This is a genomic window from [Clostridium] aerotolerans DSM 5434, assembly GCF_000687555.1.
Lineage (GTDB): Bacteria > Bacillota > Clostridia > Lachnospirales > Lachnospiraceae > Lacrimispora > Lacrimispora aerotolerans.
Genome location: NZ_JHWJ01000002.1, coordinates 197,387 through 222,538, shown reverse-complemented (window position 1 = coordinate 222,538; position 25,152 = coordinate 197,387). Strand labels below are relative to the sequence as shown.

The following is a 25,152-nucleotide window of genomic DNA, read 5'->3' as shown; positions in this document are numbered from 1 at the left end:
ACAGGCAGAAAGAGGTAGAGTATGTCAATTAAGATTGCATTAGCAGGAAATCCAAACTGCGGAAAGACAACGCTGTTTAATGCGCTTACGGGATCAAATCAGTTTGTGGGGAACTGGCCCGGCGTTACAGTTGAGAAAAAGGAAGGAAAGTTAAAGGGCCATAAGGATGTTATCATCATGGACCTTCCTGGAATTTATTCCCTTTCTCCCTATACTCTGGAAGAAGTAGTTGCCAGAAACTACTTAATCGGAGAGAGGCCGGATGCGATTCTTAATATCGTGGACGGAACTAACATCGAGCGTAACCTTTACTTGTCCACCCAGCTGATGGAACTTGGAATTCCGGTTATTATGGCTATCAACATGATGGATATCGTTGAGAAAAACGGAGACAAGATACATATCAGCAAGTTAAGCCAGAAGCTTGGCTGTGAAGTTGTAGAAATCTCCGCTTTAAAGGGAACTGGTATCTCTCAGGCCGCAGAAAAAGCGGTTGCATTAGCCAATGGAAAGAAAAATAACGTTCCGGTTCATAAATTTCAGGCTGAGCTTGAAAGCGTATTGGATTCCATCGAGGAAAAGTTAGGAAACGAGGTGCCAGAAGAGCAGAAACGTTTCTTTGCCATTAAGCTTTTAGAAAAAGACAGTAAGATCGAAACCCAGTTAAAGCGGGTACCGGATGTATCAGAAGAAATCACCTTAATCGAACGTGAGATGGACGATGATACGGAAAGTATTATAACCAATGAGCGGTATGTGTACATCTCTTCCATCATTAATGAGTGCTACACAAGAAGCAAACGGGATAAGCTTACAATATCTGATAAGATCGACCGGATTGTGACCAACCGGTTTCTTGCTCTGCCTATTTTTGCGGCTATTATGTTCCTCGTATACTATGCATCTGTAACTACCGTGGGCGGCTGGGCAACGGACTGGACCAATGATAATTTATTTGGTGAAGGCTTTTCCTTCTTTGGCCTTGATGTTCCTGGAATTCCAGTCATAGCAGAAAACATTCTGGTTGCAGTCGGTTGTGCGGACTGGCTTCAGGGACTGATTTTAAATGGTATTATCGCTGGTGTAGGCGCTGTTCTTGGCTTCGTACCTCAGATGCTAGTACTTTTTATCTTCCTTGCTTTTCTTGAGAGCTGCGGATATATGGCAAGAGTTGCGTTCATTATGGACCGTATCTTCCGTAAATTCGGTCTTTCTGGAAAATCCTTCATTCCAATGTTAATCGGTACCGGTTGTGGTGTTCCTGGAATCATGGCTTCCCGTACCATTGAAAATGATCGTGACCGTAAGATGACTATCATGACAACTACTTTTATTCCATGTAGTGCCAAGCTTCCCATTATTGCCCTGATCTCAGGTGCCTTGTTCGGAGGGGCAGCATGGGTAGCTCCAAGTGCTTATTTTGTAGGAATTGCAGCAATTATCTGTTCCGGTATCATTTTAAAAAAGACAAAGATTTTCTCCGGCGATCCGGCTCCCTTTGTTATGGAGCTTCCGGCGTATCATATGCCTACAGTAGAGAATATTTTAAGAAGCATGTGGGAACGTGGCTGGTCCTTTATTAAGAAGGCTGGTACCATCATTCTTCTTGCAACCATCGTTGTATGGTTTACCTCTTACTTTGGCTGGGTGGACGGACAGTTCAGACTTCTTGATACTCTTGAGCTTGATCACAGTATCCTGGCAGCAGTGGGAAGTACCATCAGCTGGATCTTTGCTCCTCTTGGCTGGGGCAACTGGAAATCAGCTGTCGCTGCCATCACAGGCCTGATCGCGAAAGAGAACGTAGTAGGAACCTTTGGTATCCTTTACGGCTTTGCAGAAGTGGCAGAAGACGGAAGCGAAATCTGGGGAACTCTTGCAGGAAGCATGACTTCTGTAGCTGCTTATTCCTTCCTGGTATTTAATCTTCTCTGCGCTCCCTGCTTTGCTGCTATGGGTGCCATCAAACGAGAGATGAACAGCGCCAGATGGTTCTGGTATGCAGTCGGTTACCAGACGCTCCTTGCTTATGTAGTGGCTCTTTGCGTTTACCAGATTGGTACACTCATTACCACAGGAAGCTTTGGAGTATTCACAATCGTTGCATTTGCATTGATCGCCGGATTTATCTACCTTCTGGTAAGACCAGGCAAAGACAGCAAAGTTTCAAAAGCAAATTTTAAAAGTGTGGCAGGCGCCAAATAAGTCGCAGTACACGCAGATAGAGCCTGCATGAAGATGCAGGCTCATCATATAAGGAGGCTCATTATGGGAACAGTGGTTGTACTCTTAGCCGTCATCGGCGCAGTTTCATTGGCAGTGAGAAGTATGGTCCGTGATAAGAAGAACGGAAAATCCATTCAGTGCGGTCAGTCCTGTAAGGACTGCGGAGGACATTGCAGCTAATCGATACCAATTAATAACGAATCAATACCAGTAAACGGAGGTGCCAATATGGAAAATCGTAACGTAATCAGTGAAAAAAGAAAAGTAACCGACTCCAGAAGCTATCGTACATCTAAAATGCAGAAGGACCTCATTATTGAGCGACTGAAGCAAAAAGGATGCAGAATAACAAAACAGCGCCTCACGCTGCTGGATATCATTCTGGAACATGAGTGCTCCAGCTGTAAAGAGATTTATTATAAAGCGTCGAGAGTGGATGAAAGCATTGGAGCTGCAACGGTTTACCGTATGGTAAATGTATTGGAAGAGATCGGTGCCATCAGCAGAAAGAACATGTATAAAATAGCCTATTCAGAATCCTGCTCTATGGAAAATGCATGCACGGTGGTTCTTGATGATGAAACCACATATCATTTATCAGCAAAGAACTGGAATCTGGTTGTACGGGCAGGACTTTCCGCCTGCGGATATTTAAGTGATCAGAAGATTTCTTCCATTTCCGTAAAGCCCTGTGAATGCGAACAGGCCGGATGTTACTAATTAATGGTTAGTTTTAGCTAACTAAAAGACGAGTAAAGCATATGAATATAGAAACCGGATTTGAGCTATGCAGTAATGGGATAGATTACCATGAGATCATCGAGTGTATCGTTAGTGCACTGGATGCCAAGGACCCTTATACAGCCGGGCATTCTCAAAGGGTCAGCGAAATGGCGCTGGCCCTTTCTGAGGTTTTGGGGCTTAAAAGGGAAGAGGTGGATAAGATCCATGTGGCGGCCCATCTTCACGATATTGGAAAAATAGGGGTTCCTGATGCGGTTTTAAACAAACCGGACAGGCTATCACCGGAAGAATGGGAAGCAATCAAAAAGCATCCCCAGACAGGAGCCGATATATTAAGTAAATCAAGGCATCTAAATGAATTAAAGGATATTGTTCTATACCATCATGAGCGTTATGACGGCAAAGGCTATCCAAAGGGGTTAAAAGGAGAAGACATCCCCCTGGGAGCCAGGATTATAGCTATCTGTGATTCTATAGATGCCATGACTTCTGACCGGGGTTACCGAAAGGCCTATTCCCTGGATTACTGTTATGAGGAAATTAAAAATAATTTAGGAAAAATGTTTGACCCGGATATCGGTCTGTTGGCGCTGCTTAACTGGGAGAAAGTGACAGCAGCCATTCAGTGCCCATTGGGACCGGGCCAGCTTGACATTCCCGCTGGTTCGATGTATACTTTCAGAGAAAATTAAAAAGGGGTGCTGGATGAAGTCCGGCTGAGATAAAACCATCTTGTTTTGAACCCTGTAACCTGATCTGGATAATGCCAGCGTAGGAAACTTTCAGGCTCTGCCTGTTGACCCGCCCGGATATCCGGGCGGGTTTTTTCATACCAGCCCTTACGGGCATAATGCACATAACAGGAAAAGGAGAGAACACATATGAATGCAAGCGTAGCAATTCAGACACTTCCAGAGGCAAAAAATGATGAGGATTTAATCCGTATTGTAGATGAAGTCATTGATTATATCAAAAGCACGGGGCTGACTTATTATGTTGGGCCATTTGAGACTGCCATTGAAGGAGATTATGATGAACTGATGGATATTGTAAAGGAATGCCAGCATATCGCCATTCGTGCAGGCGCTCCTTCTGTGGCCGCTTATATTAAAGTTACCTACCGGCCGGAAGGTGAGGTATTGACCATTGATAAGAAAGTCACAAAGCATCACCAATAAGCTATGGTCCTGTTCCGCTGTATTGGGGCTTTTGCTCCTGTGGCAGGGGGTATGTTCCGCCGGTATCATAGAAGCTTACCTTCTGCCGTCTCCCATCAGCGTGGGACGTGCACTGATCACGGAGTTCCCGGCACTGATGGAGCATGGGAAGATAACCCTAAAGGAGGCATTTGCAGGACTTTTTCTTGGAGTGGTACTGGGATTTTTAATCGCTGTCATTATGGATCGTTTCCATGGACTCTACCGGGCATTTTATCCGGTCATTGTACTGACCCAGACTATTCCCACGGTGGCCTTAGCCCCTCTTTTAGTGTTGTGGTTTGGTTATGAAATGACACCGAAGATCATACTGATCGTGCTGACCACATTTTTTCCTGTTGCCATCGGACTCCTTTCCGGTTTTCAATCCGTTGATCCGGATGAAGTCACCTTACTTCGTTCCATGGGCGCAGGGAATGTCAGCATCTTTCGTTACATCAAGCTTCCGGGAGCCATGGGGCAGTTCTTTTCCAGCCTGAGGATATCCGCATCCTATGCAGTGGTAGGTGCGGTCATTTCCGAATGGCTGGGGGGATTCGGCGGTCTTGGCGTCTATATGACCCGGGTGAAAAAGGCCTTTGCCTTTGATAAAATGTTCGCAGTGATTATTCTCATATCAGTCATCAGCCTTCTTCTCATGAAAGGGGTTGACTACCTTTCTAAAAAATGTATGCCGTGTGAACAAATCTAACAGAATTAAAATGGAGGAAACAATGAAAAAAATCATAAGAAAAGCAGGGATGGCAGTTTTACTTGCAGCGGCAGTTGCTGCATCCTTAAGTGCCTGTAAGAAGCAGGAAACGCAGACTGGCAATACAGAAGCAGAGAATTTAAAGAAAGTAACATTTGTCCTTGATTGGACGCCTAACACCAATCATACAGGCCTTTATATCGCACAGGAAAAAGGATATTTTAAAGATGCCGGACTTGCAGTTGATATCGTACAGCCGCCGGAGGATGGGGCAGCCGTTTTAGTTGCCTCTGGAAAAGCGGAATTTGGCATGTCCTTTCAGGATACTATGGCCCCGGCACTGGTTGGGGATAACGCCCTGCCGATTACAGCTGTGGCAGCTGTGATTCAGCATAATACTTCCGGAATTATCTCGAGAAAAGGGGAAGGCATGGATACTCCCAAAGGTCTGGAAGGTAAAAAATATGCTACCTGGGATAATCCAGTGGAAAAAGCCATGATAAAAGATGTGGTGGAAGCTGACGGTGGAGATTTTTCTAAGGTAGAGATGATTCCGAGCACAGTGACCGATGAAGTTTCTGCTTTAAAAACAAAGTCAGTGGATGCCATCTGGATCTTCTATGGCTGGGCTGGCGTTAAGATGGAAGAAGAAAAACTGGATACCGATTATTTTCAATTTGCAGATTTAAACCCGGTGTTTGATTATTATACACCAGTCATTATAGCTGGCAATGATTTCTTAAAGAATGATCCGGAAACGGCAAGAGCATTTCTCGCTGCCGTAAGCAAAGGGTATGAAGACGCAGCTAAGAACCCGGAGGAAGCAGCAGAAATATTATGTAAGGCAGCTCCAGAGCTTGATAAAGGCCTTGTCTTGGCAAGCCAGAAATACCTTGCTGATAAGTATCAGGCTGGAGTGGATGTATGGGGATATATGGACCCGAAGCGTTGGAACGGATTTTATAACTGGCTTAACGACAATGGACTTTCTAATCCTGCAATACCGGAAAATACCGGCTTTTCAAACGACTACTTGCCACAGTAAAACAGGAGGCTTACATGGTACATTTAAAGGCGGAAGGCATAAAAAAGTCTTTTGATGGAAGAACTATTTTAGATGGCGTATCTCTGGAGCTTAAGGAAGGGGAGCTGGTCTCCCTTCTTGGCGCAAGCGGAGGAGGAAAGACCACCCTGTTTCAGATTCTCGCAGGTCTCAGCCTGCCGGAGGAGGGCCATGTTTTTATTGGCGAAAGAGAGGTTACAGGAAAACCAGGTAACGTCAGCTACATGCTTCAAAAGGATCTGCTCCTTCCATACCGGACGGTGATTGACAACGTGGCACTTCCCCTATTGCTTTCCGGAATGAGAAAAAAGGAGGCCAGAGAAAAAGCAGCCGGATACTTTGAACTGTTTGGCTTAGAAGGGACAGAAAAAAAGTATCCCTCCCAGCTCTCAGGCGGTATGCGGCAAAGAGCAGCTCTTTTAAGGACTTATTTATTTAAAAGGCCCATTGCCCTTTTGGATGAACCATTCTCAGCCCTTGATATGCTTACCAAGCATGCCATGCATGAATGGTACTTAAAGGTGATGGAGGAGATTAAGCTATCCACTCTCTTTATCACCCATGATATTGACGAGGCCATTCTTTTATCGGACCGTATCTGCCTTTTGACCGGGTCTCCCGGAAAGATAACTAAGGAGATCTTAATCAAAGAGCCAAAGCCCAGAAGCGCTGAGTTTCACTTATCAGAAGAATTCCTGGAATACAAAAGAGAGATCACAAAGCATTTGCTAGATGGAAAAATTAGGTAATTTTAACGCTTGTTATTCCCTTAAAATCGTGTTACCCTAGACAGGTATGGAAATGATTTCCATAAAATACAGCAAAGGATTTGAGGGAATGGACAGGAAAAGAAATCATGTACTTACAATGGCTAAAGTCCTGGTTCTGACAGGGGTATTAATTCTGGCAGGACAGGGGAGTGCACTGGCAGATGCTTCCTTAAAGTTTGTGCCTGGAACAAAGATCAATGGAGTCTTTGTGGGCGGTATGACAGTGGAAGAAGCAAAGGTACAGATAGAAGGCTTTTATGGAAGAGAATATAACTTAACGATTAAGACAAAAGACGGAAAGGCTGAGGTCATCAAGGGCTCTGATATCGGATATCAGGTGGTGATCACCGATGGATTAAAGAGCATACTGGATGAGCAGAATGCCTCAGGCCGCGTGGCAGGACCTGCCGAGGACAACAGCCGCAGCTTAAAAAGTACGGTAGCCTTTGAGGAAGGAAAATTAAAGGAAAAGCTGAATGGCCTTTCTTTTGTAAGCGGACAGGGAATCGTAACTACGGTTAATGCAAGGATATCCGCCTTTCAACAGGGAGTGCCCTTCACCATTCTTCCGGAGGTACAGGGAAACAGCGTGAACATGGGAAAGCTGGAGGAAGTAGTAAAAGCTGGGCTTAACCAGGAGCTTCGGGAAATCAGCTTAGAAGATTCCGGCTGCTATGACACAGTTACTGTTACTAAGGATGACCCTGGCTTAAAGGCACAGTGCGAGGCACTTAACAAGGTCAGGGAGATGCAGATTACATATGCCTTTGGAAACAGAACCGAGGTTCTTTTAGGAGAGGAGCTAAGCACCTGGATTACCGCCGGGGCAGATGGCTCCATTCAGGTGAATCAGGAAAAGGCAGCCGCCTACGTAAAGACCCTGGGGGATAAGTACGACACTGCAGGCAGGGGAAGAAATTTCCGTACCACAAGCGGCAGGGATTTAAACGTATCAGGAGCTTATGGCTGGCAGATCAACCAGCCGGCTGAGGTCGGGGAGCTGATCGCAGCCATTCGCGGCGGACAAAGCATTACGAAGGAACCCAAGTATATAAAAGCTGCCGCAGACCGGAACAATGACTGGGGCGGAACCTATGTGGAAGCAGATATGTCTGCCCAGCATGTTTATATGTACAAGGATGGAGCCCTTGTCTGGGACGCGCCCTGTGTCACTGGCAATGTATCAAAGAATTATACCACTCCAGAAGGAATCTATACCTTATCCTATAAGCAGACGGACCGGATTCTTCGTGGAGATAAAAAGGCGGACGGAACCTATGAATACGAAAGTCATGTAGATTTCTGGATGCCATTTAACGGTGGAATCGGTTTTCACGATGCCAATTGGAGAAGTAAATTTGGCGGAGCTATTTATAAAAACAGCGGAAGCCATGGCTGTGTCAATCTGCCTCCCAAAAAGGCGAAGGACCTTTACAGTCTTGTTTATTCCGGAATACCGGTTATCTGCTTTTATTAAAGAAAAGAAAGGGATTGTCTTGTCACCTGGCAACAGATTGACAAGACAATCCCTTTGTGTTACATTGATGACATTAAATGGCAGAAAGGAGAAGACATTGATGTCAGAAATTATGCCGCATTTAAAGCTTTTCAAGGAACAGGCAGCCCCCTTTGCCCTTCTACCCGGAGACCCGGAACGGCTTGACCGGATTGCCCCCTATTTGGAGGATGTAAGGGAGCTGGCGTATAACCGGGAATTTCGAAGCTTAAAGGGAAGCTTTCAGGGGGTGGAGGTGATGGCGGTATCCACCGGAATCGGAGGCGCATCGGCAGCCATTGCAGTCGAAGAGCTTCACCGCATGGGAGTCAGGGCCATGATCCGGATTGGAAGCTGTGGTGCTCTTAAAAAGGGCGTTTCTCTGGGAGATTTAATCATAGCAAATGGTGCCGTTCGTAATGATGGGGCCTCCTCTTCCTATATAGATTCCGCTTACCCGGCAGTCCCGGATCCCCAGCTTTTTATGGCCTTAATGGAAGGTGCCATAGAATCGGGAGTTCCCTATCATGCAGGGATCGTAAGAAGCCATGACAGCTTTTATATTGATGAAGAAAAGGAAATATGTGAGTACTGGTCAAAAAAGGGAGTTCTTGGCTCAGATATGGAAACTGCGGCGCTGTTTGTGGCAGGAGGCTTACGGGGAGTAAAAACTGCCTCCATCCTGAATACCGTAGTCCAGTATGAGGAATCCTTAGAAGAGAACATAAACCTTTATACCGGCGGCGAATCAGCTATGATGAGGGGAGAACAAGCAGAGATTCTTACGGCACTTCAAGCATTTGTTCGGATCAGTCAGAACCAGGAAGGGAGAATATGAAATGAAACAGTTATTTAAAACGAAATGGAATGCAGCCTGCTTTGTGCTGATTCCAGCCTGTATCGGTATCAATTATCTGGGAAAATTATTTGCTTCTGTTTTAAAGCTGCCGCTTTGGCTGGATTCCATTGGAACCTGCATTGGCGGAATACTTGGAGGGCCTGTCATCGGCGGGATCTGCGGAGCAGCCAATAACTTAATCTTTGGTTTTACCACCGGGGATTCCATTACTCTTGTATATGCCTTAACAAGCCTTGGAATCGGTGCAGCAGCAGGAATCATGGCAAGACTGGGCCATATGAAATCATTGCCGGGTGCCTTACTCACAGCCTGCGTCACAGGCTTGACAGCCGTCGTTATTTCCACCCCTTTAAACATTATCTTCTGGGGAGGAACCACCGGGAATATCTGGGGAGATGCAGTGTTTGCATGGTCACAGGCTTCTGGCCTTCCCGTTTTCTTAGGCTCATTTTTAGATGAAGTGGTGGTGGATGTGCCGGACAAGTTTATTACTCTTTTGATCGTGTTTGCTATTGTGAAAGGACTTCCCAGGAAACTTACCTCACTGTATGATATTGATGATGAAGTTGTAAGCCTGGATTAATGAAAAAGGCGGTTAATTATGAAAAGCATTAGTCTTTATGTGGATCAGGATACCTTTTTAACCAGGCTCCATTCCTTTTCCAAGTTATTTTACATTGCAGCAGCCATTGCCATTCCTCTCATCGGAGGCGGTTTCCATTTATATGTCCTTAGCCTTTTATTAAGCTTTTGTCTGATTGCAGCAGGAAAAATCGGAAAAAGAATCTTGCCTCTCATCGCGTTTTCATTTACCATTATTCTTACGGTATTTCTGATTCACGGTCTCTTTAACCAGAAAAATGAACAGATTCTATTTACCCTGGGACCTCTCATTTTTTACAGGGAAGGACTTTTATATGCACTAAAAATAGGACTTAATATCTTAAATATGCTCCTTGCCTTTGCGGTCCTTGTGCTGACCACCAGGCCGGCAGTTCTTGTGGATGATTTAGAACAGGCTGGATTTTCTCCCAGGTTCGGATATATGATCTGTTCGGTGTTTCAGATCATCCCTCAGATGATGGGAACCATGAATACCATTTTGGATGCCCAGAGAAGCAGGGGCATGGAGACAGAGGGCAATATACTGGTAAGAGCCAGGGCATTTCTTCCTCTGATTTCTCCTGTGGTAAACAGTTCTTTAATCAATACCAGGGAAAGGGCCATAGCCTTAGAAGTCCGTGGCTTTGATTCCAAGGAGAAAAAGACCTTTTTACAGGATCGTAAATTACGGGGAGCAGATAAGAGATTTATCGCCTTCATGGCTGCTCTTCTCTTTGCTTCCCTCATATGGAGGATACGTGTATGGCTCTGATTGAAGTGAAGCAGTTAAAATACCGCTATCCTCATACGGACAAGCTGGCTCTTGATGGAATTGATTTTACTGTGGAGAAGGGTCAGTTTATTGGAATCATCGGGGAAAATAAGGCGGGGAAGAGCACTCTATGTCAGGCCTTTGTGGGACTGGTGCCCTCCATGTTCCGGGGAGCCTACGGCGGAACGCTCATGATTCATGGTATGGAGGCGGCTAAAACACCGGTAGCGAAGCTTTGCCGTCATGTGGGACTGGTGTTTCAAAACCCATTTAACCAGTTATCAGGAGCCAAGGAAACGGTGTTTGAGGAGGTTGCCTTTGGTCTTCAAAATCTTGGGATTCCCAGAGAGGAAATCATAAGACGGGTGGAGGATAATCTTTCCCGTCTGGACATTTTAGACTATAAAAACAGGAACCCATTTGACTTATCGGGAGGTCAGAACCAGAGAGTGGCAATTGCAAGCATCCTGGCCATGGAGCCGGAAGTCATTGTTCTTGACGAACCAACCTCTCAGCTTGACCCTCAGGGAAGCGAAGAAGTCTTTCAGGTGGTAGAGGCCTTAAAACAATCCGGCATCACCATACTGATGGTAGAACACAAGATGGAAAAGCTGGCAGAATACTGCGATAAGATCCTTCTTATGCACCAGGGAAGACAGATTGCCTATGATACACCGGAACGGATTTTCTCCAGAGAGGATTTAGACCAGTATGGAGTAGAACCGCCGGTCTATACAAGGGTGTGTAAGAAGCTTCAAATTTACAGGGAAGCAGGGGATCAAAAAGAGTATCCGGTGACTTTATCACAAACAGTGGAGAAAAGGGACAGCTTTCCAGAAACCCTTTCCGGCAGGGAGATAGAAAAACAAGGGGCTTTATGGGAAGAAGAGGTCTCAAAGGAACAAGAAGAACTTTTTGAAATTCAGGAGCTGGATTTTGGCTATACCTCACGAAAGCTGGTGATCCAGAGCCTGTCTCTCAAATTAATAAAACAGCCCACAGCCATCATTGGCCAGAATGGTGCGGGTAAAACCACCTTAGTGAAGCTTATGAAAGGATTGCTAAAGCCGGGGGACGGACAAATCCTTTTAAACGGAGAAGATATTTCCAGCAAAACGGTTGCAAAGCTGGCGGGTGTGGTGGGCTACGTGTTTCAGAATCCTGACGATCAGATTTTTAAAAACAAGGTAATTGATGAGGTAATGGTAGGACCTCTTCATATTGGCATGAGCCGGGAAGAAGCAGAAAAAAAGGCCAGAGAAGCCATTTCCCTGGTTGGTATGACGAAATGGGAGCAGGAAAATCCTTATGATCTCGACCTTTCAGAACGTAAGATGGTAGCCATTGCTTCTGTTATTGCCATGGAGCCCAAGGTGCTGATTTTAGATGAGCCTACCATTGCTCAGGACATAAAAGGGCGTAAGCTTCTGGGATCAATCATAAAAAAGCTCAGTGACAAGGGAGTATTTGTCCTGGCGATTCTTCATGATATGGACTTTGTAGCAGAATACTTTGACCGGGTCATTGTCATGGCTCATGGAAAGGTGCTGGCAGACGGGCCGAAAGAAGCTGTTTTTTATGAAAAGGACAGCTTAAGTACGGCAAGGCTTGAACAGCCTCATATGACAAGGCTGTGTGAGGCATTGGGATACCAGGGAATATTTTTAACAACAGACGATATTAAAGATAAAGGCAGGGAGTAACAAAAATTGGATGGAGTGGAACGCAGACAAAAAATAATACAAATCTTAAACCAGGAGGAAATGCCTGTTTCCGGCACAGAGCTTGCAAAACGGGTGGGAGTGAGCCGGCAGGTCATTGTACAGGACGTGGCCCTGATGCGGGCAGAGCAGACGGAGATTCTTTCCACCAACAAAGGATATGTGCTTCGCCATCAGCCAGGAAAAGAGGAGGAAAGCTTTGTAAGAGTCTTTCGCTCTGCACACAGGACAGAAGATACCTTAAGTGAGCTTCAGACCATTGTGGATTATGGCGGCAGACTTCTTGACGTATCCATAGAGCATGAGGTCTATGGGGAGATCCATGTGGATTTAATCATCAATAACCGGTTGGACGCAGAGGAATTTGTAGAAGCCCTGGAGACATCGAAGGACCAGCCTTTAAAGGCGCTTACCAATGGCTGCCATTACCACACGGTAGCAGCGGATTCCATAAAGAATTTAGACAGAATCCAACAGGAATTAAAGAATAAAGGCTTTCTGGTGGAAGAATAATTCCATAAAAATACCTGGCTCTTAAAGATATATGAATGAGAGCCAGGTATTTTTCATATGTTTATTCCGAGCAAAAAACAATGACAGACTGTGGTGTTGTTATGGCAGGGACACTTCGGGTGGTAAATAAGTAAAGAACTAAAAGGTAGTGGTTTCCCGGATTGTAGAAAAATGTCTGCCCATTGGGCAAGAGCACTTTGGTAGTATCGGAGATATTAAGCTTTAAGGTCTCATCGGTATTTAAAAGATCCTCATTGAAAAAATCAAACATGGCCTGGAAACCGTCATCATTCTTCGCAAGGATGACTGCGGTAAACTGAGGCGGATAGATTAAGGGAACAGGAGCGCTGGTATCATAAATAGCAATGATGGGATCCCCTTCTTCAAATGTATGCTGGCCTAAGACATAAGTATTGGGATTGACGACAAAATTCACCTGGCCCAGGCTTTGGCTCATAACAGAGATCAGAATGGAACAGCTGCGGTCCAGAGCCGAGGTTTTTAATGGAGTAATGGAACTGATGGTCCCATAAACAGGAGTATAACGGGTCATGAACATGATTTCCTTTGGAACATTCTTAGTTTCATTTTATGAAGGGCAATTCCTCTCTGTGAAAAATCTTAATAACTCCTTCATGGAAATCGTAATAAAAACGTCAAGAAATATACCATAAATATTTAGACATATTTCGCGTTTATCCGTTATAATTGATTCTGAACGAAAAGGATAGTAAAGAGGTAGGAAATAAATGGAAAAACATGAACAGCGCAGCAGGAAGAAGAAGTCCTTTGGAGTATCGGGGCTGGCATTAGTCGGAGGCGGAATTATGGCAGCAGCGCTGATTGCTGCTTTTGCTTACATACAGGTTGGCAGGTCATATCAGAAGGTGTTTTTCCCTAAAACCGTTATCAATGGAATGGACGTTTCAAAAAAATCAGTGATGGAAGTCAAAAAGATGATTGCCTTGACCATTGATGATTATAAGCTTACCTTACAGGAACGCGGAGGAACCACGGAAGAGATTAAGGGCATGGATATCGGTCTGGAAGCCGTATTCGACGGAAAGCTGGAATCCTTGCTGGGGGAGCAAAAGCCCCTTTCCTGGGCAAAGCACTTAAGGAAGCCCCAGTCATTTGAAATCGGAACTATGATTCAGTATGACGAGAATAAATTTGACACTGTAGTAAGCGGATTATCCTGCTTAAAGGTAGAAGAAGAGGATAAGGCCCAGAATGCATCAATTTCTGATTACGTTTCCGGTCAGGGTTACCAGATTAAACCGGCCAGGGATGGCAAAGAATTAAACCCGGAAAAGTTGAAGTCAGAGATATCAAATGCAGTTATGGATTTAAAGCCGGAGCTTAATTTAGACGAGGCGGGAGCTTATATCTCTCCTAAGGTGCCGACCAATGATCCAGGGCTTGTAAGCAAGGTTCAGGCCATGAATAAGTATGTCAACACAACCATTACATATAACTTCGGCGATGAGAAAAAAGTACTAAGCGGAGATACCATCTCCAAATGGGTCAAAACCGATGACAGCGGCAAGGTTTATTTAGACAGTAAATCCGTCAGTGATTATGTAAAAGAGCTGGCAAGTACCTATGATACGGCCTACAAAGCCAAGAATTTCACCACCTCCACCGGACAGAATGTGAAAATCACCGGAGGAAGCTATGGCTGGAGAATTAATCAGAGTGCCGAGGCAGACGAGTTGGCGGAACTGATTCGTTCCGGTAACAGTCAGGTAAGAGAGCCAGTGTATAAGCAGAGGGGCGCCAGCAGAGGCGCTAAGGATTATGGAAATACATATGTGGAGATCAACTTGACGGCTCAGCATATCTACTATTATAAAGACGGCAAGCTGGTTGTGGAATCTGATTTCGTATCAGGCAATGAATCAAAGGGCTGGTCCACTCCAGCAGGAGCTTACTCCCTTACTTATAAAGAACGAAATGCCACACTTAAGGGAGAAAATTACAGGACTCCTGTGGATTACTGGATGCCATTTAACGGCAATATCGGTCTTCACGATGCCAAATGGCGGAGCACCTTTGGAGGTTCTATCTATAAGACCAGCGGCTCTCATGGCTGTATCAACCTGCCTCCAGCCGTTGCAAAGACCATTTTTGAGAACATAAGTGCAGGAATTCCGGTCCTTTGTTATCATCTGCCAGGAACCGAGTCTCTGACCACTTCCAATGGAACCGGAAAAAAGGATGAGACAAAAGGTGCCCAGCAGCCAACGACTCAGGCAGGTACCCAGCCAACCACACCGGCTGCTACTCACTCAACCACACAGGCAGCTACTCAGCCAGCCACACAACCAACCACCGCAGCACCTACGACAGCAGCTCCCACCACGGCTCCGGCGGCAACCACCCCCACCACAGTTTCCGCCCACCCCTCCTTTGACCAGGAGGCAGGGCCTGGTTCATCAAAAAGTTCGGGAAAGAATAAATCCGGACCTGGGATGTAAGGAAATGAATCATACAATAAAATCAGATGGCAGTCTCCAAATATTGAAGGGAGGCTGCCTCTTTTCGTTGTAATACAGGCAGCAGCTTCCTGTCTGCCTTTCGTCTCCTCCCTTATGAATTTTACTTGACAACTATATCAGCCTGATATAGTATGGGTATATCAATCTGATATAGTAGGAGAAGCGTATGTCTAATATACTGTTTGTCAATGGCAATCTTCACGGTCATGTAAATCCCACCCTTCCTCTGGTAGAAGAGCTTGTGAACCGAGGAGATAAGGTATGGTATTTTGGAGCTGATTCTTTTTGTAATGCACTTTCGGAGGCTGGGGCTATTTGCATAGATGGAGGGAAAGAACTGGATGAATTTTATAAGGGATATCGTCCTATGGGAAACCACCCGTTTTTCACCATACTGGAATATATGATCCGTCTTGATGAGATACTGATCCCGGTAATTTTAGAGGTATGGAAGGAGAGGACCTTTGACTGTCTGATTTGTGACAGCGTTCTGGGAGCCGGACAGTTTTTAAGAGGTATTCTTGGCGTGCCTGTGATTGGTTCCGTTTCCTCCTTTGCATTAAGCAGCCTTCCCATTCCTGACAACATGTTAGAGCGGGGGACCCATCCCCAGCTTGATGAGTTTTACCAAAGACTTAATGGGTTTTGCTCTTCCTATCACTTGCCGGTTCCTGATCCTCTCTCTTTTTTTCAGAATCAGGGGGACTTAAATATTGTTTATACTTCAAAGGCATTTAACCCAGGCAGTCAGTTTCTTGACGATTCCTACCGGTTTGTAAGCCCAATGCTCCGGGAAGAGGACATGGGAGATTTCCCGATAGAACAGCTTCAGGATAAGAAGGTTATTTACATTTCCCTTGGGACCATAAACAATCAGATATCAGAATTTTATGAAATGTGCATGGAAGCCTTTATAGACTTTGATGGTGTAGTGGTTCTTTCTGTGGGAAAGAAGTGTCAGATATCTGATTTTACTCATATCCCAGCCAATTTCATCGTAAGGCCGTATGTGCCTCAGCTGGAGGTCTTAAAGCATGCCAGCTTATTTCTTACCCACAGTGGCTTAAACAGCGTCAAAGAGGCCATTCTAAGCGGTGTACCTATGCTCCTGTTCCCCATGGTCAATGACCAGTTCCTGGTGGCAAAGCAGGTGGAATCTATGGGCTGCGGAATCAGGATGACATGGAAGGAGTCGACTTCTTCTATTATAAAAGAAAAGGCCTGGGAGGTCATGAATGAGCCAGATTATGAGAAAGCCTGTCAGAAGCTGCGTCTTGAGTTTGAGAAAACAGCAGGCATGAAAGAGGCAGCAGATGAGATTCATAAGCTGCTTGCAGCCTGGAAGGAGAAAAAAGATGTCGGTGAAGAATAAAACACGTTACGCTATTTTAGGAGTTTTAAATAATTCCCCCTGTACCGGCTATGATATTAAGAAATACTGCGACCGGATCATCGCCCATTTCTGGAATGAAAATTACGGCCATATCTATCCGGTGCTCAAAGTGCTGCAGGATGAAGGTCTCATTGAGCGGGTGGAGGAGGAGACGAATGACAGGAAAAAGAAGTATGCCATAACAGGGAAAGGAAGGGAGGAATTCTTAAGCTGGCTGAAAGAACCGGTCCATTACCAGCCTGCCAGATCGGAGTTTCTATTAAAGCTTTCCTTCTTTAAGGATCTTCAAAAAGATGAGATCAGGAGCATGATTTTAGAATACAAAGAAGATCACGTGAAAAAACTCGATGGATATGGTAAAATGGAAGAATATATGAAACAAAAGGAAGGGGCACTGGAAACACAGCAGGGATTTTTTATCCATGCCCCACTAAGATATGGAATCATTTCTGCAGAGTCTGTAATCGCATGGTGCGATGAGATGCTAAACGAAATTGATTTACTGAAATAAGGAGAAGCTATGCTAAAAAAAGAGACATTTGTGCCAATACAGTTCTTTAAAAAAGAAGCGTACACCGGAAGCATGATGGGAATGCGTTATCGGATCAAAAAAGAAGAAGAGGGTCTGGAAGCGACGGTATATCCGGAGCCTTACTGTTATGAGGCAACTCCTGACGAACAAAAAACAAAAGAAGTCTTTCCATTTTCGGAAGAAGGACGGGAACAGGCTTTGGATTGGATCAACCAGCAGTATGAAGCGAAAATAGAAATATGGGAATCCGCCAGAAGAAAGTGAAAAATGAGCAAATCCCTGTTCTTTTCCCCCTTTTCTAAATGGATGAAGTATGGTATGATAATGTATTATTGGAAATACTGACATGGAGGAAGAGAGATGGAAGATAACAAAGAAGAAATTGTTTCTAAAAACTTTATTGAACAGGAGATAGACAAGGATCTTTCCGAAGGAGTTTATAATCACGTGCAAACGAGATTTCCTCCGGAACCAAACGGTTATCTGCACATTGGACATGCAAAGTCCATATTGCTTAACTACGGCCTGGCTCAGAAGTATGGTGGAAAATTCAACCTCCGTTTTGATGATACAAACCCGACAAAAGAGAAGACAGAATTTGTGGAATCCATTATGGAAGACGTAAAGTGGCTGGGAGCTGACTTTGGGGACCGTCTTTTCTTTGCTTCCAATTACTTTCAGGAAATGTATGACTGTGCTGTTCTTTTAATTAAAAAAGGAAAAGCATTTGTCTGTGATTTAACTGCGGAGGAAATCAGAGAATACCGTGGTGATTTCAAAACTCCGGGAAAAGAAAGTCCATACAGAAACCGAAGCGTGGAAGAAAACTTAAAGCTGTTTGAAGAGATGAAGGATGGAACATATAAGGACGGAGAAAAGGTGCTCCGTGCGAAGATTGATATGTCTTCTCCAAACATCAACATGCGTGATCCGGTTATTTACCGTGTGGCCCGCATGACCCATCATAATACCGGAGATGCCTGGTGCATTTATCCCATGTATGATTTTGCACACCCCATTGAGGACGCCATAGAAAACATCACTCATTCAATCTGTACTCTGGAATTTGAAGACCACAGACCTCTTTATGACTGGGTGGTAAAAGAATGCGAATATCCAAATCCTCCTCGTCAGATCGAGTTTGCAAAGCTTTATCTTACCAATGTAGTAACTGGTAAGAGATATATTAAGAAGCTGGTTGAGGACAACATCGTAGACGGATGGGATGATCCCCGTCTTGTTTCCATTGCCGCTTTAAGAAGAAGAGGTTATACACCGGAAGCACTTCGTATGTTCGTGGATTTAGTAGGTGTTTCAAAAGCCAACAGTTCTGTTGACTATGCCATGCTTGAATATTGTATCCGGGAAGATTTAAAGCTGAAAAAACCAAGAGTGATGGCTATTTTAGATCCCATTAAGCTTGTCATCGATAATTATCCGGAAGATACCGTAGAGTATCTTGATGCTCCCAATAATCTGGAAAATCCGGAACTTGGAGAGAGAAAGATACCATTTTGCAAAGAGCTTTATATTGAACGGGAAGACTTTATGGAAGAGCCTGTGAAAAAGTATTTCCGCCTTTTCCCCGGCAATGAAGTTCGCCTTATGAATGCTTACTTTGTAACCTGTACAAGCTGTGAAAAAGATGCAGACGGCAATGTAACCGTCGTACACTGTACCTATGATCCTGAGACAAGAAGCGGTTCCGGCTTTGAAGGAAGAAAGGTAAAGGGCACCATTCACTGGGTGGCAGCAAAAACGGCTGTAGTAGCAGAATGCCGTCTGTATGAAAACATTGTGGATGAAGAAAAAGGGAAATTAAATGAAGACGGAAGCTTAAACTTAAATCCCAACTCTCTGACCATTATAAAGAACTGTTTTGTGGAACCTGAGCTTACAAAAGCAAGAGCTTATGACAGCTTCCAGTTTGTTAGAAACGGATTTTTCTGTGTGGACTGTAAGGACAGCACGCCAGAACATTTAGTATTTAACCGGATTGTATCCTTAAAGAGTTCCTTTAAAATAACAAAATAATGATGACAGGCTAGATGCCGGTCAAAGGAAGAAGTGCTGCATGACCGAGGAAAGAAAGGGCGTGGGGCATTTTTTCCATTGGAAGCAAAAAAGGAGGCGATATCTTGGAGCTGATGATTCCTCTGAAAAATCAGGCTGGTCTTCCCTATTACAGTCAGATTTACACTTATATAAAAGAAGAGATAAAAAAAGGTAATCTAAAGCCGGCGACCCGTCTTCCTTCCACCAGATTATTGGCGGAGCATTTAAAGGTGAGCCGGAGCACCACCCAGATGGCATACGAACAATTGCTGTCAGAAGGCTATATTGAGGCGGTTCCTTATAAAGGCTATTACGTCTTGGAAATTGATGGCCTTGTGCATACCGGCCAGGAAATAAAAGAAAAGGGAGCTTCCCTGTTACAATCAGGCTCTCCAGATTCCAGGACCGGGTCCGGCTTTCTTGTGGATTTTTCGCCAAGAGGTATTGATCTTGGTGCATTTCCTTTCAATACCTGGAGGAAGATATCGAAAAATACTCTGGTGGATGATAACAGAGAGATGTTTGTTACCGGGGACCCGAAAGGAGAGGCCGGTTTTCGGGAAGCCATCCGCACATATCTTCATTCGGCCCGAGGCGTGAATTGTCTGGCGGAACAGATTATTGTTGGTGCGGGAAGCGAATACCTTCTTATGCTTTTGTCCCAGATTCTTTCCAGTGACCGGATCATAGCCATGGAAAATCCAACCTACAAACAGGCATACCGGGTCTTCTATAGCTTAAACTATCAGGTAGTCCCTGTATTCATGGACCAGCAGGGGATGGATGTAAGACTTTTAGAGGAAAGCGGGGCTGATACCGCCTATGTTATGCCCTCCCATCAGTATCCAACGGGAATTGTCATGCCGGTGAAGCGCCGTCAGGAGCTTCTTTCCTGGGCCTGTAAAAAAGAAGGCAGATATCTGATAGAAGACGATTATGACAGTGAATTCCGTTATAAGGGACAGCCCATTCCAGCCTTACAGGGTATGGATCAGAAGGATAAGGTCATTTACATCGGGACCTTTTCTAAATCCATTGCACCGGCCATTCGGGTGAGCTATATGGTGCTTCCAAAATCTTTGCTGGCAGTTTACCGGGAAAAGGTAAGCTTTTATGCCTCCACGGTTTCCCGCATTGACCAGAATATTCTTTATCAGTTTATGGAGGAAGGCCACTATGAGCGTCATTTAAACCGGATGAGAGCCGTATATAAGGCAAAGCATGACGTTTTAATTACAGGTCTTAAGCCATTTGAGGAACAGTTTCTCATAAAGGGGGAATACGCAGGCCTTCATCTGCTGCTTACGGATTTAAAGGGAAGGACCGAAGAAGAGCTTATAAAAGAGGCAGAACAGGCGGGAGTTAAGGTATATGGAATGTCAGGATACTTTATTCATGAGGAACATAATAATTACCCGCCGACCATAGTACTGGGTTTTGCAAGCCTGAAAGAAGAAGAGATTGCCACAGGACTAGAGCTTCTTAAAAAGGCCTGGAGGGTGGAGGAATAGAGGGAGGGATGCTGTGAATCACAAATGGAAGGAAATTAAAAAACAGGAAAATATCCGGGTACTGGCTGCTATAGGACTGACCGCTCTTTTACTATTTCTCTTATCCGTGGCAGGCACTCTTCAAAATGGGAAAAAGACACCGGCTCCGGCGGAGAAAGAAGCGCCTGTGGCAAAGGAGAAAGCCGGCGGGGAACCGGTGGCTGATAAGGCAGAAGTTCCCCTTACGGAGGCGGATAAAGAGTTTTTAAATAGCCTTACTTCATATTTTGATAGCGGGGATTTGGAAGGAGCAGCCAGGCTGATAGACAGCTATGGGCTTAGCTGGACAGAGTTTCCCATCATGTATGATGGAACCGCTTTATCAAAGGAGATTACAGGAGCAAAAGGCATGGTGTTTTTAAAGCGGACCACTGTTTTTTATGGAGAATTTGCGGGTGGTCTGCCCCAGGGGAAATGTACGGCTCTCCAGGTGATTACCCTTGACGAAGGAAAGCGGTATGATTACTCTTACGGTACCTGGTCTCAGGGAAAGATGAACGGAAGCGGCGCCAGCGGCTATAATTATTATGACGGAGCAATCGGAGACATTAACAAGAAAAGCGCAAAAGAAGGAAATTTTAAAGACAATCTCATGGAAGGGGAAGTGATCTATACCACCACCAATGCTTCGGGTGAGACTGCCAAATGGGATTTTCAGACGGCTGATGGAGTTATCGTGCCAGATGACCGCTGGATTCAGGAAAATGACGATGAGGGAAAAGTCATTTATAAACGGATGGCAGACCAGGATGAAAATCACGCATATACCTTAAGTGAGAGCGGCATAAAAGAAGACCGATGGAAGAATTTTATTGAGTTTTCAACAGATTAAAAGGAGGCTTTGCCCTGTGAATCAGGAAATCATAGACCGTCTTGGAGTCATAACTGATGAGGAACGGGAAATCATAAACGGCCGGACAGAGATAGACATAAAGCGGTATACAGAAGGCAGAGATCTGGTCATCGACAGCAAAAAGATGCTGGAACACGGGAAAATGATTCGGATACGGCCTCATACCAGATTTGTTCATTTTCCAAGGCATAAGCATAATTACATTGAAGTGATTTACATGTGCAAGGGAGAGACGACTCATATCATTGATGGAGAGAGGGTGGTTTTAAAAACAGGAGAGCTTCTGTTTTTAAATCAGCATGCCGATCAGGAGATTTTCCCGGCAGGAGAAGGTGATATTGCGGTGAATTTCATCATTCTTCCTGAATTCTTTGATACTGCTTTTGAGATGATGGGAGAAGAAGAAAACCTTTTACGGGACTTTTTAGTGGGCAGTCTCTGCTTTGATCCCCGGTATGCCAGCTACCTTCATTTTCAAGTGGCAGATGTACTTCCCATTCAGAATCTGGTGGAAAATATGGTATGGACCTTACTTTACGACCAGCCCAATAAAAGAAGCATCAATCAGGTAACCATGGGACTCTTGTTTTTGCAGCTGATGCATTATACCGATAAGATCAGCCATACAAGAGAAGGCTTTGAACAAAAGCTTATTTTTCAGGTTCTTACCTTCATTGATGAAAATTATAAAGAAGGGGAACTTACGGAGCTTGCAAAATCCTTAAACTATAATATATACTGGTTAAGCAGAGCCATAAAGAAACTGACCGGACGGACTTATAAAGAGTTATTACAGATCAAACGGTTAAATCAGGCCTCCTTTCTTTTGCTCAACACCAGGTTATCTGTTACCGATATTTCCATAGCTGTAGGTTATGATAACACCAGTTATTTTCACAGAATCTTCCGAGGTTATTATAGTATGTCACCGAAAGAATACAGGGAAAAGAATAAAACAGCCAATCCTTAGAATACATTGTTAAATTATAAACTCTTGACTCCTTAAAAATGGTTCCATTCCTGAACTTAACGTTTAAGTAATATCTTAAATATCAAAAAAAGTTTAAGATAAATCTTATTTAAAATGGGTATGTATGGTAATAAAAGAAATAGAGCTGGCATATATTTGTTATATAAGGTTGACAAATAATTACTGTAAAGGAGAGAACCGAAATGCCAAGAGGAGTAAGAAAGACACCGCTTGAAAAACTGAGCGAGGAATTAAAAGAGGTAAGAGAATCCATGAAACAGTATAAGGATTGTCTGGTTACATTAGAGGAAAAAGAAAAAGAAATTCAAGATAAGATAAAACTGGAACAGTTTAAAGAAGTATCCTCCATATTGGACGAGCACGAGATGTCTATTATGGATTTAAAAGAACTGTTGATCTCATCAAAAACGGAGCTAGCAGAATAACATAATCATGGGAGATAACATATTATAATCATTCATTATAAGAAGTTAAATCGATGATCAGGCCAGAACCTTAAAAGAAGGGCTCTGGTCTTTTTTTATTTATATTTAGGACAAAAGGAACCTATTCTTATTTTTTATAAGAGCATTCCTAAATTTCATTATGCAAGGGGCATAAAGGGAGGATAAAATCATAGGAGAGTCATATAAGGAGGCATACTTGTGGGAAAATCATTAACACATAAGATTATTGAATCACATTTAGTTTCAGGAAACATGATTCCTGGAGAGGAAGTATTTGTAAAGGTGGACCAGACACTGACCCATGACATCAATGCAGTCATGACTTATCTGGCCTTTGAGGCGGTGGGAATTGACCGCGTAAAAACAGAGTGCAGCGTCAGCTATCTGGATCACAACTTATTGTACGTAGATCATAAAACGCCGGATGACCACATTTATCTCCAGTCCGTTGCAAAACGCTACGGAGTCTATGTATCACGTCCAGGCAACGGCATCTGCCATTCGGTCCATGTGGCCCGGTTTGGAGTGCCGGGGAAAATCAGTATGGGCGGTGACAGCCATACGCCCCATGGTGGCTCCATTGGCATGCTCTGTATCGGAGTCGGGGGCATGGATGTGGCTACCGCAATGACAGGAGTTCCCATGCGCCTTACCATGCCAAGGGTCATAAAGGTGAATTTGACTGGTGCATTAAAGCCAGGCTGTAATTCCAAGGAAATCATTCTGGAGCTTTTGCGCCGTGTCAGCATCAAAGGCGGCCTTTTAAATGTATATGAATATGTAGGACCAGGTGCTGAGGCGTTAGAAGTCTCTGCCAGGGCGACCATTGCAAATATGGGGGCAGAAACGGGGGCAACAACATCAATCTTTCCAGCAGATGAACAGGTTCGCAAATTTTTAGCCTCCCAGGGGCGTGAACAGGATTACAAAGAGCTGATCCCTGATTCAGATGCGGAATATGATGACTGTATGGAAATCAATTTAAGTGAGCTGGAGCCTCTGGTTTCCTGTCCCCACCAGCCAGATAACGTGAAGCCTATCCGAGATGTGGAAAAAAAGCCTGTGCAGCAGGTATTTATCGGAAGCTGTACCAATGCCAGCTATTCTGATATAGCAAAAGCCGCACTGGTATTTAAGGGTCATCTGGTAAATGAAACGGTAAGCTGTACCTGTGCAGTGGCGTCAAAACAGATATATAAAAAGCTGATGCAGGATGGATATATTGATATGCTGCTTGATGCAGGAGTTAGGATGCTGGAAATTGCCTGCGGTCCCTGCTGTGCCATCGGACAGACTCCTGCCACAAAAGGAATTGCCGTTCGCACCACCAACCGGAATTTTAAAGGAAGAGCAGGAAATCCTACGGCTGAGATCTATTTGGTAAGCCCCGAAAGCGCTGCCGCTACCGCAATTGCTGGTACCTTTGCTACGGCAGAGGATATTATGGGAGAAGAAATCTGGAAACTGGGAGAAGTAAGAGAGCCGGAAGAATTCGCAGTTGATGACGGAATGCTCGTAAAGCCCCTTTCAGAGGAGGAAGCAGTGGAGGTTTCCGTGGTGAGGGGCCCAAATATCAAACCCCTTCCAATACCCGATGCACCGGAGCAATATCTGTGCGCCCCCATCAGCTTAAAAGGTGGAGATAACATTTCCACAGATGACATCACACCGGCAAGTGCAGAATTCAGCAGCATGCGCTCCAATATCCCCCTTATGTCGCAGTACTGCTACCATCGCTATGCACCTGATTTTGCGGCGCGTGCAAAAGCCATGGGAAAAAGCATTATCATTGGCGGAGAAAATTATGGACAAGGTTCTTCCAGAGAGCATGCCGCTATAAATCCTATGTATCTTGGGGTAAAGGCAGTCATTGCAAAGAGCATTGCCAGAATTCATAAGGGGAATTTAATCAATCATGGCATCATTCCTATGATATTTGCAAATTCTGAGGATTACGAGGGATTGGAACTGGAAGATGAACTGGAAATCGAAAACCTGCTGGAACAGATTCCTACAAGGACCGTAACCATAAAGAATAAAACACGCCATTTTCAGTTTGATGTGAAGCTTGACATCACAGACAATGAGATGGAGGTCGTCTTAAACGGAGGACAGCTGGCTTATTTAAAAAAGCAGCTGACACAGGAGGCATAAGAT

General features: G+C 44.5%; 25 protein-coding genes and 1 riboswitch. Of the genes, 24 read left to right on the top strand and 1 reads right to left on the bottom strand.

Going from position 1 to position 25,152, the window contains the following annotated elements; all coding sequences use genetic code 11:
* Positions 1-21 precede the first annotated feature (21 nt).
* From feoB to T546_RS0103680, 14 genes are all read left to right on the top strand, one after another.
* Positions 22-2,205 carry a ferrous iron transport protein B gene (gene feoB, locus T546_RS0103745; RefSeq protein WP_026890467.1) on the top strand — a complete coding sequence of 728 codons (2,184 nt, stop codon included), beginning with the start codon at positions 22-24 and terminating at the stop codon, positions 2,203-2,205.
* A gap of 63 nt (positions 2,206-2,268) precedes the next feature.
* A complete protein-coding gene (locus T546_RS22785) occupies positions 2,269-2,406 on the top strand; it encodes a FeoB-associated Cys-rich membrane protein (RefSeq protein ID WP_034597746.1) in 138 nt (45 codons plus the stop codon).
* A gap of 48 nt (positions 2,407-2,454) precedes the next feature.
* Positions 2,455-2,946, top strand: a complete 492-nt coding sequence (locus T546_RS0103735) for a transcriptional repressor (RefSeq protein ID WP_034597744.1) — start codon at positions 2,455-2,457, stop codon at positions 2,944-2,946.
* Between the two features lie 41 nt (positions 2,947-2,987).
* Complete coding sequence (locus T546_RS22780; RefSeq protein WP_084326142.1) at positions 2,988-3,662, top strand: HD-GYP domain-containing protein; 675 nt, start codon at positions 2,988-2,990, stop codon at positions 3,660-3,662.
* A riboswitch (TPP riboswitch) is annotated at positions 3,655-3,766 on the top strand. It overlaps the preceding gene by 8 nt.
* Before the next feature lie 85 nt (positions 3,767-3,851).
* A complete protein-coding gene (locus T546_RS0103725; protein ID WP_024836898.1) occupies positions 3,852-4,148 on the top strand; it encodes a thiamine-binding protein in 297 nt (98 codons plus the stop codon).
* Positions 4,117-4,878 carry an ABC transporter permease gene (locus T546_RS0103720; RefSeq protein WP_026890465.1) on the top strand — a complete coding sequence of 254 codons (762 nt, stop codon included), beginning with the start codon at positions 4,117-4,119 and terminating at the stop codon, positions 4,876-4,878. Before T546_RS0103725 ends, T546_RS0103720 begins: the two co-directional genes overlap by 32 nt.
* Positions 4,879-4,900: 22 nt before the next feature.
* Positions 4,901-5,923: an ABC transporter substrate-binding protein gene (locus tag T546_RS0103715; RefSeq protein ID WP_026890464.1), complete on the top strand. Its 1,023-nt coding sequence runs from the start codon at positions 4,901-4,903 to the stop codon at positions 5,921-5,923.
* A gap of 14 nt (positions 5,924-5,937) precedes the next feature.
* Positions 5,938-6,690, top strand: coding sequence for an ABC transporter ATP-binding protein (locus tag T546_RS0103710; RefSeq protein ID WP_026890463.1), 753 nt, complete (start codon positions 5,938-5,940; stop codon positions 6,688-6,690).
* A gap of 88 nt (positions 6,691-6,778) precedes the next feature.
* The gene (locus tag T546_RS0103705; RefSeq protein ID WP_026890462.1) at positions 6,779-8,188 is read left to right on the top strand and encodes a L,D-transpeptidase family protein; all 1,410 of its coding nucleotides are present in this window, start codon (positions 6,779-6,781) and stop codon (positions 8,186-8,188) included.
* Positions 8,189-8,288: 100 nt separating this feature from the next.
* The gene (locus tag T546_RS0103700; protein WP_026890461.1) at positions 8,289-9,044 is read left to right on the top strand and encodes a nucleoside phosphorylase; all 756 of its coding nucleotides are present in this window, start codon (positions 8,289-8,291) and stop codon (positions 9,042-9,044) included.
* Between the two features lies 1 nt (position 9,045).
* Positions 9,046-9,648: a hypothetical protein gene (locus tag T546_RS0103695; protein WP_026890460.1), complete on the top strand. Its 603-nt coding sequence runs from the start codon at positions 9,046-9,048 to the stop codon at positions 9,646-9,648.
* 18 nt (positions 9,649-9,666) lie between these two features.
* A complete protein-coding gene (locus T546_RS0103690) occupies positions 9,667-10,440 on the top strand; it encodes an energy-coupling factor transporter transmembrane component T family protein (RefSeq protein ID WP_026890459.1) in 774 nt (257 codons plus the stop codon).
* The gene (locus T546_RS0103685) at positions 10,431-12,143 is read left to right on the top strand and encodes an ABC transporter ATP-binding protein (RefSeq protein WP_026890458.1); all 1,713 of its coding nucleotides are present in this window, start codon (positions 10,431-10,433) and stop codon (positions 12,141-12,143) included. Before T546_RS0103690 ends, T546_RS0103685 begins: the two co-directional genes overlap by 10 nt.
* A gap of 15 nt (positions 12,144-12,158) precedes the next feature.
* A complete protein-coding gene (locus tag T546_RS0103680; RefSeq protein WP_330371850.1) occupies positions 12,159-12,674 on the top strand; it encodes a transcription repressor NadR in 516 nt (171 codons plus the stop codon).
* A 61-nt stretch (positions 12,675-12,735) separates the two neighbouring features.
* Here T546_RS0103680 and T546_RS0103675 read toward each other — a convergent pair whose 3' ends face one another.
* The gene (locus T546_RS0103675; RefSeq protein WP_026890456.1) at positions 12,736-13,227 is read right to left on the bottom strand and encodes a hypothetical protein; all 492 of its coding nucleotides are present in this window, start codon (positions 13,225-13,227) and stop codon (positions 12,736-12,738) included.
* 196 nt (positions 13,228-13,423) lie between these two features.
* On the opposite strand from T546_RS0103675, the gene T546_RS0103665 reads away from it, so the two are divergent.
* The 10 genes from T546_RS0103665 (at position 13,424) to T546_RS0103620 (ending at position 25,149) form a co-directional block, all read left to right on the top strand.
* Positions 13,424-15,154, top strand: a complete 1,731-nt coding sequence (locus tag T546_RS0103665; protein ID WP_026890455.1) for a L,D-transpeptidase family protein — start codon at positions 13,424-13,426, stop codon at positions 15,152-15,154.
* A gap of 187 nt (positions 15,155-15,341) precedes the next feature.
* Complete coding sequence (locus tag T546_RS0103660; protein WP_026890454.1) at positions 15,342-16,547, top strand: macrolide family glycosyltransferase; 1,206 nt, start codon at positions 15,342-15,344, stop codon at positions 16,545-16,547.
* Positions 16,531-17,079 carry a PadR family transcriptional regulator gene (locus T546_RS0103655; RefSeq protein WP_026890453.1) on the top strand — a complete coding sequence of 183 codons (549 nt, stop codon included), beginning with the start codon at positions 16,531-16,533 and terminating at the stop codon, positions 17,077-17,079. The genes T546_RS0103660 and T546_RS0103655 overlap by 17 nt, the downstream gene beginning before the upstream one ends.
* A gap of 9 nt (positions 17,080-17,088) precedes the next feature.
* Positions 17,089-17,364: a hypothetical protein gene (locus tag T546_RS0103650; protein WP_026890452.1), complete on the top strand. Its 276-nt coding sequence runs from the start codon at positions 17,089-17,091 to the stop codon at positions 17,362-17,364.
* Positions 17,365-17,460: 96 nt separating this feature from the next.
* Positions 17,461-19,134 carry a glutamine--tRNA ligase/YqeY domain fusion protein gene (locus T546_RS0103645; RefSeq protein WP_026890451.1) on the top strand — a complete coding sequence of 558 codons (1,674 nt, stop codon included), beginning with the start codon at positions 17,461-17,463 and terminating at the stop codon, positions 19,132-19,134.
* A 104-nt stretch (positions 19,135-19,238) separates the two neighbouring features.
* The gene (gene pdxR / locus T546_RS0103640; RefSeq protein WP_026890450.1) at positions 19,239-20,666 is read left to right on the top strand and encodes a MocR-like pyridoxine biosynthesis transcription factor PdxR; all 1,428 of its coding nucleotides are present in this window, start codon (positions 19,239-19,241) and stop codon (positions 20,664-20,666) included.
* Between the two features lie 13 nt (positions 20,667-20,679).
* Positions 20,680-21,537 carry an MORN repeat-containing protein gene (locus T546_RS22770; protein WP_051629585.1) on the top strand — a complete coding sequence of 286 codons (858 nt, stop codon included), beginning with the start codon at positions 20,680-20,682 and terminating at the stop codon, positions 21,535-21,537.
* 16 nt (positions 21,538-21,553) lie between these two features.
* On the top strand, positions 21,554-22,528 hold the full coding sequence (locus tag T546_RS0103630; RefSeq protein WP_026890449.1) for an AraC family transcriptional regulator: 975 nt from the start codon (positions 21,554-21,556) through the stop codon (positions 22,526-22,528).
* Between the two features lie 203 nt (positions 22,529-22,731).
* A complete protein-coding gene (locus T546_RS0103625; RefSeq protein ID WP_026890448.1) occupies positions 22,732-22,974 on the top strand; it encodes a hypothetical protein in 243 nt (80 codons plus the stop codon).
* Between the two features lie 219 nt (positions 22,975-23,193).
* Complete coding sequence (locus T546_RS0103620; protein WP_026890447.1) at positions 23,194-25,149, top strand: aconitate hydratase; 1,956 nt, start codon at positions 23,194-23,196, stop codon at positions 25,147-25,149.
* Positions 25,150-25,152: the final 3 nt, after the last annotated feature.

Excerpts from the sequence above, each read along its gene's own strand:
- feoB (WP_026890467.1), top strand. The coding sequence starts at position 22 with ATGTCAATTAAGATTGCATTAGCAGGAAATCCAAACTGCGGAAAGACA.
- T546_RS22785 (WP_034597746.1), top strand. The coding sequence starts at position 2,269 with ATGGGAACAGTGGTTGTACTCTTAGCCGTCATCGGCGCAGTTTCATTG.
- T546_RS0103735 (WP_034597744.1), top strand. The coding sequence starts at position 2,455 with ATGGAAAATCGTAACGTAATCAGTGAAAAAAGAAAAGTAACCGACTCC.
- T546_RS22780 (WP_084326142.1), top strand. The coding sequence starts at position 2,988 with ATGAATATAGAAACCGGATTTGAGCTATGCAGTAATGGGATAGATTAC.
- T546_RS0103725 (WP_024836898.1), top strand. The coding sequence starts at position 3,852 with ATGAATGCAAGCGTAGCAATTCAGACACTTCCAGAGGCAAAAAATGAT.
- T546_RS0103715 (WP_026890464.1), top strand. The coding sequence starts at position 4,901 with ATGAAAAAAATCATAAGAAAAGCAGGGATGGCAGTTTTACTTGCAGCG.
- T546_RS0103710 (WP_026890463.1), top strand. The coding sequence starts at position 5,938 with ATGGTACATTTAAAGGCGGAAGGCATAAAAAAGTCTTTTGATGGAAGA.
- T546_RS0103705 (WP_026890462.1), top strand. The coding sequence starts at position 6,779 with ATGGACAGGAAAAGAAATCATGTACTTACAATGGCTAAAGTCCTGGTT.
- T546_RS0103700 (WP_026890461.1), top strand. The coding sequence starts at position 8,289 with ATGTCAGAAATTATGCCGCATTTAAAGCTTTTCAAGGAACAGGCAGCC.
- T546_RS0103695 (WP_026890460.1), top strand. The coding sequence starts at position 9,046 with ATGAAACAGTTATTTAAAACGAAATGGAATGCAGCCTGCTTTGTGCTG.
- T546_RS0103690 (WP_026890459.1), top strand. The coding sequence starts at position 9,667 with ATGAAAAGCATTAGTCTTTATGTGGATCAGGATACCTTTTTAACCAGG.
- T546_RS0103685 (WP_026890458.1), top strand. The coding sequence starts at position 10,431 with ATGGCTCTGATTGAAGTGAAGCAGTTAAAATACCGCTATCCTCATACG.
- T546_RS0103675 (WP_026890456.1), bottom strand. The coding sequence starts at position 13,227 with ATGACCCGTTATACTCCTGTTTATGGGACCATCAGTTCCATTACTCCA.
- T546_RS0103665 (WP_026890455.1), top strand. The coding sequence starts at position 13,424 with ATGGAAAAACATGAACAGCGCAGCAGGAAGAAGAAGTCCTTTGGAGTA.
- T546_RS0103660 (WP_026890454.1), top strand. The coding sequence starts at position 15,342 with ATGTCTAATATACTGTTTGTCAATGGCAATCTTCACGGTCATGTAAAT.
- T546_RS0103655 (WP_026890453.1), top strand. The coding sequence starts at position 16,531 with ATGTCGGTGAAGAATAAAACACGTTACGCTATTTTAGGAGTTTTAAAT.
- T546_RS0103650 (WP_026890452.1), top strand. The coding sequence starts at position 17,089 with ATGCTAAAAAAAGAGACATTTGTGCCAATACAGTTCTTTAAAAAAGAA.
- T546_RS0103645 (WP_026890451.1), top strand. The coding sequence starts at position 17,461 with ATGGAAGATAACAAAGAAGAAATTGTTTCTAAAAACTTTATTGAACAG.
- T546_RS0103625 (WP_026890448.1), top strand. The coding sequence starts at position 22,732 with ATGCCAAGAGGAGTAAGAAAGACACCGCTTGAAAAACTGAGCGAGGAA.